The following is a 12,851-nucleotide window of genomic DNA, read 5'->3' as shown; positions in this document are numbered from 1 at the left end:
GGATATATCACAAACTAACAGGAATAGAGAGACAATGGGGTCCCCCATAGTTTTCGGGGTTTTGCTTGAGGTGTTTTCAAGGAAAAATCTAAATGCATCTCCGTATTCATCTAGGAGATAATTTTCTTTCTCAAATTGATCAAATTGAATGCGCTCCCCTGTTGCAAAATATAGAAATTGTAGCTGGATGAATCTAGCTTGGCCCTCTATTATATCAAGACCTTTTATTGGATACCTTGGGATTGGGGAGCCGTAATAGTAGCCAGTGACTTCCTTCTCTTCTAGATCTTTTAGGCCATCATTCCAGTCGTCTGGATTAGGTAAAAATACGGCCTCGGGGTCAAAAACAGCTCTTAAAGTATTAATTGCTGTATCATAAGCAATCCTAAATGAATGGCCCGTAGATTCAAAATATTGTGTGGCTACAGTGTTTTCAATTCTAACTCCCATCATCAAGGTTCGGTAGAATGCGATGTCAAGAGAGTTATTGACTGCGGCATTTGCTGCCGCAACGTCCTTGTCTCGATGATCTTTGCCATTCCGCATTTCAGATTCCGCCCATGACCTTAACGGTTTTTTGGCATTTTTGGATTTTGCTAGCTGCTGGAGATGCTCAAGATTTGAATGTGCCTCTGCCGGATAGCACATGCTCATAATGAATCCAATTGTTGATCCAATATGCTGCCACCAATGCACGGTCTCATGTATGTAGGTTGAATAGGCTTGCAGTTCTTCGTGTGTCACTCCGCCATTTTTTTTATTGGCGGCGCTCTCAACAAGATTGTGTACTTGGTAGCTCAGCCTCAAAACATACTGAGTGGAATGATATAAGCCAAGTGAATTCCAGCATGAGGAAAACTCTTTAGTGGTTTCGTTGCGGTTGTTTGGTGTGTCCATTAGTGCATGATTTAAATCGATCATCGTATTTCCTTATATTGACCAGTTTTATTTATTGGTTTAAGTGTTGTGGCATTTGGCTCGGTTCCTAATATTTCAGATCTTACACTCGACCTCCGACTCATAGCACCGTCCGAGTGCTCACAGCCGATCACTGTGTGTCAACTTTACCGAAGTGACCACCTCCAAGCCTGTCCCGCATTGTCCATGGCTCGGCGGAACCTAGCTGCCGATCCTTCCCAAAATTTCGCTCGTATAGTTTCCCGAGCAAAAACGTGACCAGACTCCACTCGAAGGTAAACGTCAATACCTCCCCCACGTCATCCCGCCAAGAATGTTTAGTGTTATCAGGGATCAAGGCCCCTGCGACCTGTGAGGGTTGTCCACTAACGCGGGACTGACGGCTCTTTACGACCGGGAGCTTGGGCATCTCATGATCTGGCCTCCTGAGCACTTCCGAGGAAGTGGGCGGGTGGAGGCTGCACTGGCTGACGAGACCGTTGCCGCGAGATCCTGAGTCAGGTGAAGGCAGTGAAGCGATGACCGGGGCGTGCCTGACTGTCAGTCAGGTGCAGTCCATTTTGTAGGCTGCGGCACCATCATCTGCATCGCTGTTGCTGGTGACTTTTCGGTGTTTGTCACGCCGATTGTCACGAGGGGGAATGCCGCAAAGCCTTGTACGAGTTGGGCTGCAGCAGCGGTAGGAGCGCCCGTCTCTTTCCGGAAGAAAGAGACGGGCGCAGGCTGGCGCAAGGAAATGGCCAAGCGGATAGGTTGCTGCAGGGCAGCTATGAAAGGGGATGAGTTGCCGCAGTGGGCACACTGTTAAAAGTAGGCATCCATCACATCGCTGTGACCATGCGAGCCGCCGGACGCTAATCGCACTTTGGGAGAACCACCACGGTGTGGCGTAGCCTTAAAGGTTCTGGCTACCTGGATTGCTGTCAACGACAGCCCTTTGCTCGATCTTTTCTACGCCTGTGGATAAATTGGGTCAAGGCTCGAATTTTTGGGAGTTCTGCGGCTGTGGATGAAATTATCCACCGGTGGAAATCTGTGGTTTTCCACAGACAGTTGCATGGACTTTAGATTTTTTAAGTGAGGTCCATCCAAGCAGGGCGGCTTTGCAGCCCTGCTTGGATGGACCCGCGTGGACAAGCGGATCACTGAAATATGAAGACCGAGCGCTTACTCATTTGCGCCACGTTTTGCTTTTAAGCGAGTGACGTTCGGTCCGGTCTGATTCGCGAATTCGTGGGGGGTGACATGCTCCTGCCGGTTGGCCTCCAGGTACCGACTCCACCAGTTCATGATCAGCCTGCGTTCCTCGATGAACTCAGCCTTGTGGATGTAAGCGGCGCGGACGTTGTTGCGCTCCTTGTGGCTCATCTGCCGTTCAATAGCTGTCTCCGACCACAGTCCTGACTCGATCAGTGCGCTGCAGGCCATCGAACGAAACCCATGTCCACAGATATCGGTTTTGGTGTCGTATCCCATCGTCCGTAGCGCGTTGTTCACGGTATTTTCGGACATGGGCTTCCAGGGTTTGGCATCCCCTGCGAAGACCAATGCGAATTTGCCTGTGAGTGCATGGATTTTTTCGAGTAGCGCCACTGCTTGCGGCGATAAGGGTACTAAATGGATATCCCCTGCCATCTTCGTACCCCTTGTGGAAAAGGGTACGCCTTCCAACGCTGGTCGAGTGTCCGGTATCTCCCAGGTACCGCGCTTGAGGTCGAACTCGCTCCAGCGGGCGAAACGCAGTTCGCTGGATCGTACAAACACATGCAGCGACAGCATCACCGTCAGACGGGTAAGTGCCCGGCCTTTATAGGTGTCGATCCGCTCCTGCAGTTCCGGCAGTCGCGATAAGGGTAGAGCGGGGCGATGTACCACCCGCGGGGCTTTGATCGAGCCTTCGAGATCGTAAGCAGGGTTTATGGTGATAAGCCGTTGGCGCTTTGCCTCGCGCATGATGCTCTGCAGATAGTTTTGTACCCTTAAAGCAACGTCGATCGTTCCGCGCTTCTTGATCGCTTCCAAGGGCTGCATAAGGTCATGGGTGTCGAGATCAACGATGGCGCTTGCGCCGATCAGCGGGAATACGTGGGTTTTGAGGCGGCTCATCACTGTCTTGGAATGGCCTGGTGCCCACTTGGCCGACATTTCCGTATGCCAGTCGAGCGCAACGCTTTCAAAGGTTCTGCCTTTGATTACGGCTTCCGCCTTGGCTTGGTGCTTGGTCTCTATAGGATCAACGCCATCCGCCAGCATTCGCTTAACTTCCAAGCGCTTGCGGCGCGCATCGGCGAGGCCAATGACGGGGTAATTGCCGAACGAGGTCAGTCCTTCGCGTCCGTCAGGTTTGACGTAACGGAGCCGCCAGCCTTTGCGGCCATTGGGTTGGACTAGGAGGTAGAGGCCGTCGCCGTCGAAAAGCTTGTAGGCGCGGTCTGTAGGTTTTGCCAAGCGGCAAGCTGCGTCGGAGAGCGGAGCTGTGGTGCGCGACATAAGGGTACTCCCTTTTATCGAAGTGACCTGTATCCCAAACTCTACCCTTAAAACGGTTGGAATCCACCAGTTTCTGACGGAAACCGATGGAACGCTAAAACGAAAAAACCCGCCAGAAGGCGGGTTTTTCGGGGGTTCCAGAGATTTTGAAAGCCTTCTCTGGAACCTTGTATGGTGCCGGCACCAGGAGTCGAACCCGGGACCTACTGATTACAAGTCAGTTGCTCTACCAACTGAGCTATACCGGCGTGTTAGGGCGACGATTATAGCGATTGGCAAGCGTCTGTAAACCCCTGAATTCTGACTATTTTTGCAAAAGCAGAGGTTTTTTTGCGATTGCTGCTTTTTCGTCGCTCTAAGGGGGCTTAACCGTCGGCCAAGCGGCTCAGTTGCCGTCGCCGCAGTTGTCGGTGAATTTCATGTATTCCAGCACCTGTGTCTGGCCTTTGGAGTCGAGGTAGGTCAGGTGGGCGTTGACCACGCCGCAGCCGGAGCGGGTGTCTTCGGTGGTGGAGACTACTCGCTGGATGTCGGGCGTGTGGTTGATGTCGGCATGGGCGGCGAAGCTTGCCGCAAACAGGCTGGCGGCGATGAGGGATTTCCAGTTGTTGGGGTTCATGGTGGTGGCCTCTGGTCAATGGTTGGGGTGAGGCCATTGAATGCCCGGGAGGTATCTGGGCTGTGTCGCAAAGTGCGGGTTTTGTCTCGTTGTGTAGCGAGTAAAGCTTTGTGTACGCGCTGATACGAAGGGAATCGTAGGGAGCTGCTCGATTAGCAAAAATGGGTAAGGACTGATCAGAAAGCACACAAAAATAAGCTAGACCGTTGATTTAAAAGTAGATAGCTAGAATAAAGGTGCGAGCCATAAAAATGGCGCCATGCCGCTCATCCGAAAGCATTTCGTTACAAACACCAAAATACTGACACCATCAGTGTGATATCACACAATGCGCGACTTACTTAAACGGTGGTTCAAGAAGGAGGAGCAGTCAGTGGGGCGTGCAGAGCATATTTCAAAACTTTACACCGCACTGGGTGCGAATTCGTTGAGCGAGCCGGACGTGGCGCGCGAGTCGGCCTCGGCGCCTTTGCGGCGTTTGCTCGATCATTTGAACCATGGCGCTGCGAATGATCTGCGCCCGCCTGAGCTGATGGAAGGCCCTCGGGGCGAGGTGTATTCCGATCCGCTGGCGCCGAAGGTCGTGGTGGTGGTTTCCGCCACCGGCGGTGTGGGGCGCAGCACCTTGGCCGCGGCGCTTGCCAGTGGTCTGCAGCGTCAGGGGCACCCGGCGCTGGCGTTGGACCTGGACCCGCAAAATGCGCTGCGCCATCACTTGTGCCCGGGCGTTGATCTGCCAGGCATTGGCGCGACCAGCCTGCTCAATCAAACCTGGCAGGCACTGCCCGAACGCGGTTTTGCTGGTTGCCGTCTGGTGGCCTTTGGTGAGACTGACGGGGTGCAGCAACAAAGCCTGACGCGCTGGCTGGGCCAGGATCTCGACTTTCTCGGCAAGCGCCTGGCCGGGCTCGGGCTGAATGGCCAGGACACGGTGGTTATCGACGTGCCGGCCGGTAATACGGTGTACCTGAACCAGGCGATGTCGCTGGCCGACGTGGTGTTGGTGGTGGTCAAGCCAGACGCGGCGTCCTTCCGCCGCCTGGCCAACATGGACGAGGTGCTCGCGCCGTACCTTCAGGGCGAGTCGCCGCCACAACGTTTCTATGTGATCAATCAGGTCGATGGAAATCACGCGTTCAGCCAAGACATGGCCGGCGTATTCAAGTTGCGCCTCGGCGATGCGGTGTTGGGGGCGGTCCATCGTGACCCCGCGTTCCGCGAAGCCCAGGCCTATGGGCATGACCCACTTGACCCTGTGCTAGACAGCGTCGGCAGCCAGGACGTGAATGCGTTATGCCGCGCGCTTAAGGTGCGCATGCATTGAACAAAGTGTCGGCCATTAAATTGACTATTTACCGCTTGTCTAAAAAACAGCCAGCAAAAACATCAAAATAATGACACTTTGCCTTCGCTGTCACAGAATGCGACAACTGGGACGCCTATAAAAAGACCTGCGGTGAGTACTGCTTGCCGACCTTCACGTCTTTAAGCTGCGTCGTGAGGAGCAGGCTATGAGCCTTAGTGAAGAACTGCTGGCATTGTTCGGCAAAAACGTGACCCATGATGCCCAAGGCATTAATGCGCGCATGCACTTCTTCGGCAGCGTGCCCGCCGACGAAAACACCCATTCCCAACCGATTGAAGCCGCTGCGCTGCGCCCCAAAGTGGTGGCGTTGGTGTCGATCAATGGCGGGGTCGGCCGCAGCACCTTGGCCACGGCCTTGAGCAGCGGTTTGCAGCGCCTCGGCGAATCGGTGGTGGCGCTGGACCTTGACCCGCAGAACGCGCTGCACCATCACTTCGGCGTCAGTGCTTTATTGCCCGGTATCGGCCGCACCAGCCTGGAGCATGGGCAGTGGGCGCCGTTGCAGCAGCTGGGTTTTGCCGGGTGCCAGGTGATTTCCTTCGGTGACATCGACATCCTGCAGCAGGAAAACCTCGAACGCTGGCTCAAGCACGAGCCGCACTGGCTGGCGCAGCGCCTTGTGTCCCTGGGCTTGAGCGAGCGCCAGACGGTCATTATCGACACGCCGGCCGGCAATAACGTCTACTTCCATCAAGCGCTGAACGTCGCCGACGTGGTGCTGGTGGTCGTGCAAGCCGACGCCGCGTGCCTGGGCACCCTCGACCATCTGGATGTATTGCTGGCTCCGCACCTGGAAGGCGAACACCCGCCGGCTGTGCATGTGGTGGTTAACCAAGTGGACGAGAGCAATGCCTTCACCCTGGACATGGTTGAGGCGTTCAAACAACGGCTCGGCAAAGCGCCGCTGGAGGTTCATCGCGATATGAAGATCAACGAGGCGCTGGCGTTTGCAGCCGACCCGTTGGACAACGTGGCGAAGCGCTTGGCCAGCGACGATTTCAACGAGATTTGCCAGCTGTTGAAGGCGCCGAAAAGGCGCGCGTAACGCGCGGTTTATACGCTTATCGCCAGATGCTTATGCACAATCGGTTGGTTGTTGCCGTCACGAAACAGCCATTTTGTGGAGCCGTTCTCAACACGCTGCAACTGCCTGTTTTGTGTGCGTTTTATTTTGTGAACAAAAAATGACCAGCCTGCCTTTTGCGCTGTAGCGCTGATGGCGCAAGCCTCTGTAAAGAATTCATCAACAGAGTTATCCACAGGGCACGCGCAGGAAATTTTGCGCCCTAATCGCGCTCGGCCAGCACCATCAGGTTGCGTGGCGTCAGGGTGGATTCGCAGAAGCTGCCTATCTCAACCTTGTAGCCTTGTTCCGCGAGGAAAAGTGCGCGGTCCAGCACCAGCCACATTTCCAGCGGGCGTCGAAACAGACCGCGCACCAACTCCAGATTGCGCACTTGCGCCAAGCGGCGCCAGCCGTGGGCTTCCAGCGCGACCCAATCCTGTTCCCCGGTGGATAAACCTTTGAGGCTCGCCAGTTCGCGGCAGTAGTCGGCAAACGGCTTGTCCAGCCAACTCGCGGGCAAGGAAGGCGTGGGCAGGTATTCGTCGCACCCACGCAGTTGCCTTTGCAATTGATCGAAACCCAGGCGCTGGGCCATGGACGTGTCCCGTTGCTGGCGCACGCGATTGCCGGCGGTCACGGTTTCGCTCAGCGGCAGGCCCAGGTCATCGATCGACAGCTGCAGGCGCGATGCGCGGCCCGCGTGGGACATAGGTTGGTAGCGGTCAGCATTGATACGGTTGTAACAGCACGGCGCCAGTGCCAGTTGTTTGCAGCCCGCCGCGCTGGCCAGTTGCAACAAGCGCACGTGCAGGTCGCCGCAGGCGTGCAGGGCGACGGGTGTGTGTTCGGGGCTGATCGCCACATCGGCCATCACGTTTTGCAGGCGATGGGTGACGGGCAAACCGTGGTGGTCGCTCAAGGCCTGGCCGGCGGCGATCAGGGCCGGGTCGTATTCCAGGCAGGTCAGGTGTTGGCCGGGTTGCAAAAGGCGGCGGCCAAGGTGGCCTTTACCGGCGCACCAGTCCAGCCAATGCCCAGGGGTCTGGGCAAAACCAAGCGCGGCGCCGAAGGCTTCAATTTGTTGCCACTTGCGGCCGGGCACGTCGACGTTCAGGCGATGGCGCGCGGGTTCAAGCGTGCGCGTGGGTAACTGATCCACAGCACTTAAACGAAGCGCTTGTTCCGCCAGTTGTGGAAAGGGCGCCGGTGCCGCCAGCGCATGGGGTTGGTTATGACTGGCCTCGGCATCGGCCAGCGAGCGTTGGCGCAACCACTGGGCGAGCTCGGTATGCTCGGTTTCCCAGGGTAAATGCAGGTGCGTAAAGGGCCGTGGTCTCCAAAGCCCTTGGTGCTCGATCAGAAACGCGTCCAGCGCCGCAAAGCGCGCTTCAACGTCCTTGGCAGGCATCGACGCGCAGCCAGCGTTCAAGCAGTTTGAAGCCGCGCACCAGGATGTAAGCCATCAGCAAATAGAACAGCCCGGCCGCGAAGAAGATCTCCACCGGCAAGTACGTGCGCGCAATGATGGTTCGCGCCATGCCGGTCAGTTCCAGCAAGGTCACGGTGCTGGCCAGGGCGCTGGCCTTGAGCATCAGGATCACTTCGTTGCTGTAGGCCGGCAGGCCGATGCGCGAGGCGCGCGGCAAGATGATGTAGAACAGCGTCTTCGGCTTGGACATGCCCAAAGCGCGTGCCGCTTCGATCTCGCCCGGCGGAATGGCCTGGATCGCGCCGCGCAGGATCTCGGCGATGTACGCAGCGGTGTGCAGGGTCATGGTGGCGGTGGCACACCAGAACGGGTCGCGCAGGTACGGCCACATGAAGCTGCTGCGCACCGCGTCGAACTGCGCCAGGCCGTAATAGACCAGGAACAACTGCACCAGCAACGGCGTGCCGCGGAAGAAGAAAATATAGGCGTAGGGCAGGGCGCTCACGTACCAGCGACGCGAGGAACGCGCGATGCCCAGGGGAATCGCCAGCAGCAAACCGGCGATCACCGCGATGGCCACGAGCTCCAGGGTCAGGGTCGCGCCCTGGGCCAACTTGGGCAGCCACTTGATGATCACGGCCCAGTTCAGGCCCAGGTCGAAGTGCGACAGCCAGCTGTAGTCACCGCTCATTGGGTGCTCCTTGCAAAGCCGCGGGCGGCGCGTTTTTCCAGGAAGTGCATGCCGGTCATCGCCAGTACCGTCAGGCCCAGGTACATAAAGGCGGCGACCATAAAGAAGGTGAACGGCTGCTTGGTGACGGTCACGCCGATTTGCGCGTGGCGCATGATTTCTTCAAGGCCGATCACCGACACCAGCGCGGTGTCCTTCATCAGGATCATGAACAGGTTGCCCAGGCCGGGCAGGGCGATGCGCCACATCTGCGGCATGATCAACCGGGTGAAAATTCGCACCTTCGACAGGCCCAGCGCCACACCGGCTTCGCGGTGGCCCTTGGGAATGGCGAGGATCGCGCCACGAAACACTTCGGTGGCGTAGGCGCCAAAGCACAGGCCCAGGGCAATCACCCCGGCGGCAAAGGCACTCAGGGAAAAGTCGGGGTTACCGAAAAATTCGCCGAGGGCACGCATCAGGTTGACCGTGCCGAAGTAAATCAGCAGCACCCACAGCAGCTCGGGAATGCCGCGAACGATGGTCGAGTAAGCACCGCCAAGCCATTGCAACGGCTTATAGGGCGAGGTCTTGGCCAAGGCGCCGGCAAGGCCCAGCACCAGCCCCAGGCACAAGGCCGTGAGTGCCAGTTTGACGGTCATCAGCGCGCCGGCAGCGAGCGCCGGGCCGAATCCGTAGAGATCGAAATTCATGGTGTTTTCATATCGCGGCAGGCAAGGCTTAAAGCCGACGCGCTCGGGGGAGCGCGCCGGTCAGGTCGTTCAGGTCATTCGATGCTGAACGGGAAGTACTTGTCGTTGATCTTCTTGTAGGTGCCGTCTGCCTTGATCTCTGCCAGGGCTTTGTTCAGGCGCTCGCGCAGTGGGTCGCCTTTGCGTACGGCGATACCGATCTTGTCGCTCTCTACCACCGGGTCGCCTTTGAACTCATAGGCCGAACCGTCTTTGCTCTTGAGCCATTCATATTGCACGTACTTGTCGGCGAGGATCCCGTCCAAACGGCCGGAGGTCAGGTCAAGGTAGGCGTTTTCCTGGGTGTCGTAGAGCTTGGCTTCGGTATCAGGCAGCTTGTCTTCCAGGTAAGTACCGGCCAGCGTCGCGCGCTGTGCACCGATGATCTTGCCCTTCAGGTAGCCCGCGTCGGTCTTGAAGTCTGCGGTGGCTTTAGGGGCGATGAATTGCAGCTTGTTGGAGTAGTACGGGTCGGTGAAGTCGACGGCCTGCTTGCGCTCATCGGTGATCGACAGCGAGGACACCAGGAAGTCGAACTTCTTGGCGTTCAGGGCCGGGATGATGCCGTCCCAGTCGGACACATACACTTCGCACTTCTCGACTTTCATCTTGGCGCACAGGGCGTCCCCGATGTCTTTGTCGAAACCGACCACGTTGCCGCTGGCGTCTTTATTGTTGAAGGGCGGGTAGGCCGCTTCGATCCCCATCTTCAAGGTTTCTGCCATGGCCGTGGCGCTGAACGCCATCGAGACGGCCGCAGCCAGAAGGAATTTTTTATAGTTCTGCATGCATGTTGCTCCGTTAGCGGTTGCTGGACATGAATTGTTTGCAGCGCGCCGAAAGCGGGTTTTCAAACACCTGCTGTGGCGATCCTTGCTCTTCGACCAGGCCCTGGTGCAGGAACACCACTTCACTGGACACCTGACGGGCGAAGCCCATTTCATGGGTGACCAGCAGCATGGTGCGGCCTTCCTCGGCCAGCGCGCGGATCACACTAAGTACTTCCTGAACCATTTCCGGGTCAAGCGCCGACGTCGGCTCGTCGAACAGGATGACCTTGGGCTGCATCGCCAGGGTGCGCGCAATGGCCGCCCGTTGTTGCTGGCCGCCAGACAGTTGCGCAGGGTAAGCGTGACGCTTGTCGCTGATGCCGACCTTGGCCAGCAAGGCTTCGGCCACTTCTATGGCTTCGGCCTTGCTTTGGCCGAGCACACGACGGGGCGCCTCGATGATGTTGTCGAGGATGCTCATGTGCGGCCACAGGTTAAAGTTTTGAAACACAAAACCGATTTCGCTGCGCAGGCGGTTGATCTGTTTGCCGTCGGCGGCCATCAACTCGCCGTTTTTCGCGGCCTTGAGCTTGAGCTCTTCGCCGGCCACCAGAATCTGGCCCTGGTGCGGGTTTTCCAGCAGGTTGATGCAACGCAGGAAGGTGGACTTGCCGGAGCCGGAGGAACCCAGGATCGAGATCACGTCGCCGTCGCGGGCGGTCAGCGAGATACCTTTGAGTACCTCCAGCTCACCATAGCGTTTATGCAAGTTGCGGATTTCAAGCGCGGGCGCGGCCTCGGCCATGTGCGGTCCTCATTGTGTTCGTTGCGTTCGAAGCTGTTGGGCCGCCTTCCTGGCGAGGCGCCAAGCTAGCATAGCGTTCGGATGGCAGCCAACAGCGCTGCGGACGGTTAACCGGTGTCTGCGGCAGGGTGTCGCATCGGCACAGCAGCGTGTCGCGCCATCAACAACCTACAGACGTTTGAACCCGGTAAATCCACAGGCTTCGCGTAAAAAAGGGCGCGATGGTGCCAGCTTTGGCCGGGTGTTGGAAGGGTTAACCGGGCAAACGGTCCATATCAGCCCTTTAATGGAGCGTCACGTACTTTTTGTGTGTGATTTTGGTGCGCTCATGCGTGCTTGAAGTGAGTCGCACGGTAACGCTATAGCGGAATGCCATTGTTCTCAATGACTTGCGACGTCTGCTGAATTGTCCTACAGCCCGCGTCAACCGCGGCTCTGTAACATTTTGGCGCAAATCTTGCGTAAAAAATAAAGAACGCCCCGTTGGTTTCTTTTCACGAGAAAGATCGCAGGCCGGGCGGACCGTTTTCGCAATTCCTCGTAAAGGTGTGTCAATGAGTAGTACGCAAAGCTCCAATGACCTCGAACAGGGGCTCAAACCGCGTCACGTCACCATGCTGTCGATTGCCGGCGTCATCGGTGCCGGTTTGTTTGTTGGCTCCGGCCACGCGATTGCTGCCGCCGGCCCGGCCGTACTGCTGGCTTACGCCGCTGCGGGCACGCTGGTGGTGTTGGTGATGCGCATGCTGGCCGAGATGGCCGTCGCTTCACCGGACACCGGTTCGTTCTCAACCTACGCCGACCGCGCGATCGGTCACTGGGCCGGTTTCACTATCGGCTGGCTGTACTGGTGGTTCTGGGTGTTGGTGATTCCGTTGGAAGCCAACGCGGCGGCGACCATTCTCCACGCCTGGTTCCCTGGCGTGGCCATCTGGGCCTTTACCCTGATCATCACCTTGCTGCTGACTGCAACCAACCTGTTCAGCGTGAAGAACTACGGTGAATTCGAGTTCTGGTTTGCGCTGATCAAAGTCGTGGCGATCGTGGGCTTTGTGATCCTCGGCCTCGCGGCAATCTTCGGCTTCCTGCCGACCAGCCAGGTCAGCGGCGTTTCGCATCTGTTCGACACCCAAGGCTTTATGCCAAACGGCATGGGCGCGGTCTTGGCAGCGATCCTGACCACCATGTTCTCCTTCATGGGCACTGAGATCGTCACCATCGCGGCGGCCGAATCGAAGAACCCGGGCCAGCAAATCACCAAGGCCACCAACTCGGTGATCTGGCGGATTGGCTTGTTCTACCTGCTGTCGATCTTCATCGTGGTGTCCCTGGTGCCGTGGAACGATCCGACCCTGGCGGCGGTAGGTTCCTACCAGACCGTGCTGGAACGCATGGGCATCCCGAATGCGAAGCTGATCGTCGACCTGGTGGTGTTGGTTGCCGTGACCAGCTGCCTGAACTCGGCGCTGTACACCGCCTCGCGCATGCTGTTTTCCCTGGGCCGTCGCGGTGACGCACCGGCTGTGGCCAAGCGCACCAACAAGAGCGGCACGCCTTACTACGCCGTATTGCTGTCCACTGGCGCGGCATTCCTGGCGGTGTTCGCCAACTATGTAGCCCCGGCGGCAGTGTTTGAATTCCTGCTGGCCAGCTCCGGCGCCATCGCGCTGCTGGTGTATCTGGTGATTGCAGTGTCGCAACTGCGCATGCGCCAGAAGCGCACGGCCGCGGGCGAGAAGATTGTGTTCAAGATGTGGCTGTTCCCTGGCCTGACCTACGCGGTGATGGTGTTCATCGTCGGCACGTTGACCATCATGCTGTTCCAGGAAGCGCACCGGGTCGAGATCATTGCGACTGGCGTGTTGAGCTTGCTGGTGGTGCTGGCGGGGCTGTATGTGGCGAGCCGTCGCAAGGCGCAGAAGGTCGGCGCTGCGGTGCTCAATTGATGTGATGGACTGCGGTGCTC

General features: G+C 57.7%; 11 protein-coding genes and 1 tRNA gene. 3 read left to right on the top strand and 9 right to left on the bottom strand.

The window, feature by feature from the left end:
• The 4 genes from WBB95_RS05815 to WBB95_RS05800 all read right to left on the bottom strand — a co-directional run.
• Positions 1-921: hypothetical protein (locus WBB95_RS05815; RefSeq protein WP_424486688.1), on the bottom strand; the 921-nt coding region annotated here is incomplete at its 3' end.
• A gap of 1,164 nt (positions 922-2,085) precedes the next feature.
• A complete protein-coding gene (locus WBB95_RS05810; protein WP_424486687.1) occupies positions 2,086-3,408 on the bottom strand; it encodes a tyrosine-type recombinase/integrase in 1,323 nt (440 codons plus the stop codon).
• A 172-nt stretch (positions 3,409-3,580) separates the two neighbouring features.
• A tRNA-Thr gene (locus tag WBB95_RS05805) sits at positions 3,581-3,656 on the bottom strand.
• A 137-nt stretch (positions 3,657-3,793) separates the two neighbouring features.
• Complete coding sequence (locus WBB95_RS05800; protein ID WP_424486686.1) at positions 3,794-4,027, bottom strand: DUF2790 domain-containing protein; 234 nt, start codon at positions 4,025-4,027, stop codon at positions 3,794-3,796.
• 373 nt (positions 4,028-4,400) lie between these two features.
• Between WBB95_RS05800 and bcsQ (WBB95_RS05795) the strand changes: the two genes are divergently transcribed.
• Both bcsQ (WBB95_RS05795) and bcsQ (WBB95_RS05790) read left to right on the top strand, forming a co-directional pair.
• A complete protein-coding gene (bcsQ, locus tag WBB95_RS05795; RefSeq protein WP_424486685.1) occupies positions 4,401-5,351 on the top strand; it encodes a cellulose biosynthesis protein BcsQ in 951 nt (316 codons plus the stop codon).
• Between the two features lie 187 nt (positions 5,352-5,538).
• Entirely contained in the window at positions 5,539-6,438 is a 900-nt protein-coding gene (gene bcsQ, locus WBB95_RS05790; protein WP_424486684.1) for a cellulose biosynthesis protein BcsQ, read from the top strand.
• Between the two features lie 241 nt (positions 6,439-6,679).
• Here bcsQ (WBB95_RS05790) and WBB95_RS05785 read toward each other — a convergent pair whose 3' ends face one another.
• From WBB95_RS05785 to WBB95_RS05765, 5 genes are all read right to left on the bottom strand, one after another.
• Complete coding sequence (locus WBB95_RS05785; protein ID WP_424486683.1) at positions 6,680-7,867, bottom strand: methyltransferase; 1,188 nt, start codon at positions 7,865-7,867, stop codon at positions 6,680-6,682.
• Entirely contained in the window at positions 7,848-8,537 is a 690-nt protein-coding gene (locus WBB95_RS05780; RefSeq protein ID WP_424486689.1) for an ABC transporter permease, read from the bottom strand. The genes WBB95_RS05785 and WBB95_RS05780 overlap by 20 nt, the downstream gene beginning before the upstream one ends.
• Before the next feature lie 38 nt (positions 8,538-8,575).
• Positions 8,576-9,271, bottom strand: a complete 696-nt coding sequence (locus WBB95_RS05775) for an ABC transporter permease (protein WP_424486682.1) — start codon at positions 9,269-9,271, stop codon at positions 8,576-8,578.
• 74 nt (positions 9,272-9,345) lie between these two features.
• Positions 9,346-10,098 (bottom strand): ABC transporter substrate-binding protein, encoded by a 753-nt coding sequence (locus WBB95_RS05770; protein ID WP_424486681.1) that lies wholly within the window; start codon positions 10,096-10,098, stop codon positions 9,346-9,348.
• A gap of 13 nt (positions 10,099-10,111) precedes the next feature.
• Positions 10,112-10,885 (bottom strand): ABC transporter ATP-binding protein, encoded by a 774-nt coding sequence (locus WBB95_RS05765; protein WP_424486680.1) that lies wholly within the window; start codon positions 10,883-10,885, stop codon positions 10,112-10,114.
• A gap of 554 nt (positions 10,886-11,439) precedes the next feature.
• Between WBB95_RS05765 and gabP the strand changes: the two genes are divergently transcribed.
• Complete coding sequence (gene gabP, locus WBB95_RS05760) at positions 11,440-12,831, top strand: GABA permease (RefSeq protein WP_424486679.1); 1,392 nt, start codon at positions 11,440-11,442, stop codon at positions 12,829-12,831.
• The last annotated feature ends 20 nt before the right edge of the window (positions 12,832-12,851 follow it).

The sequence above is a fragment of the Pseudomonas sp. genome (genome assembly GCF_049645325.1).
Lineage (GTDB): Bacteria > Pseudomonadota > Gammaproteobacteria > Pseudomonadales > Pseudomonadaceae > Aquipseudomonas.
The sequence above is the reverse complement of the archived record's forward strand: the minus strand, read 5'-3'. Positions and strand labels throughout refer to the sequence as shown.

What these genes read in the sequence shown, in the direction of transcription:
- gabP (WP_424486679.1), top strand. Translation starts at nt 11,440, where the DNA reads ATGAGTAGTACGCAAAGCTCCAATGACCTCGAACAGGGGCTCAAACCG.
- WBB95_RS05785 (WP_424486683.1), bottom strand. Translation starts at nt 7,867, where the DNA reads ATGCCTGCCAAGGACGTTGAAGCGCGCTTTGCGGCGCTGGACGCGTTT.
- bcsQ (WP_424486684.1), top strand. Translation starts at nt 5,539, where the DNA reads ATGAGCCTTAGTGAAGAACTGCTGGCATTGTTCGGCAAAAACGTGACC.
- WBB95_RS05765 (WP_424486680.1), bottom strand. Translation starts at nt 10,885, where the DNA reads ATGGCCGAGGCCGCGCCCGCGCTTGAAATCCGCAACTTGCATAAACGC.
- WBB95_RS05800 (WP_424486686.1), bottom strand. Translation starts at nt 4,027, where the DNA reads ATGAACCCCAACAACTGGAAATCCCTCATCGCCGCCAGCCTGTTTGCG.
- WBB95_RS05810 (WP_424486687.1), bottom strand. Translation starts at nt 3,408, where the DNA reads ATGTCGCGCACCACAGCTCCGCTCTCCGACGCAGCTTGCCGCTTGGCA.
- WBB95_RS05775 (WP_424486682.1), bottom strand. Translation starts at nt 9,271, where the DNA reads ATGAATTTCGATCTCTACGGATTCGGCCCGGCGCTCGCTGCCGGCGCG.
- WBB95_RS05770 (WP_424486681.1), bottom strand. Translation starts at nt 10,098, where the DNA reads ATGCAGAACTATAAAAAATTCCTTCTGGCTGCGGCCGTCTCGATGGCG.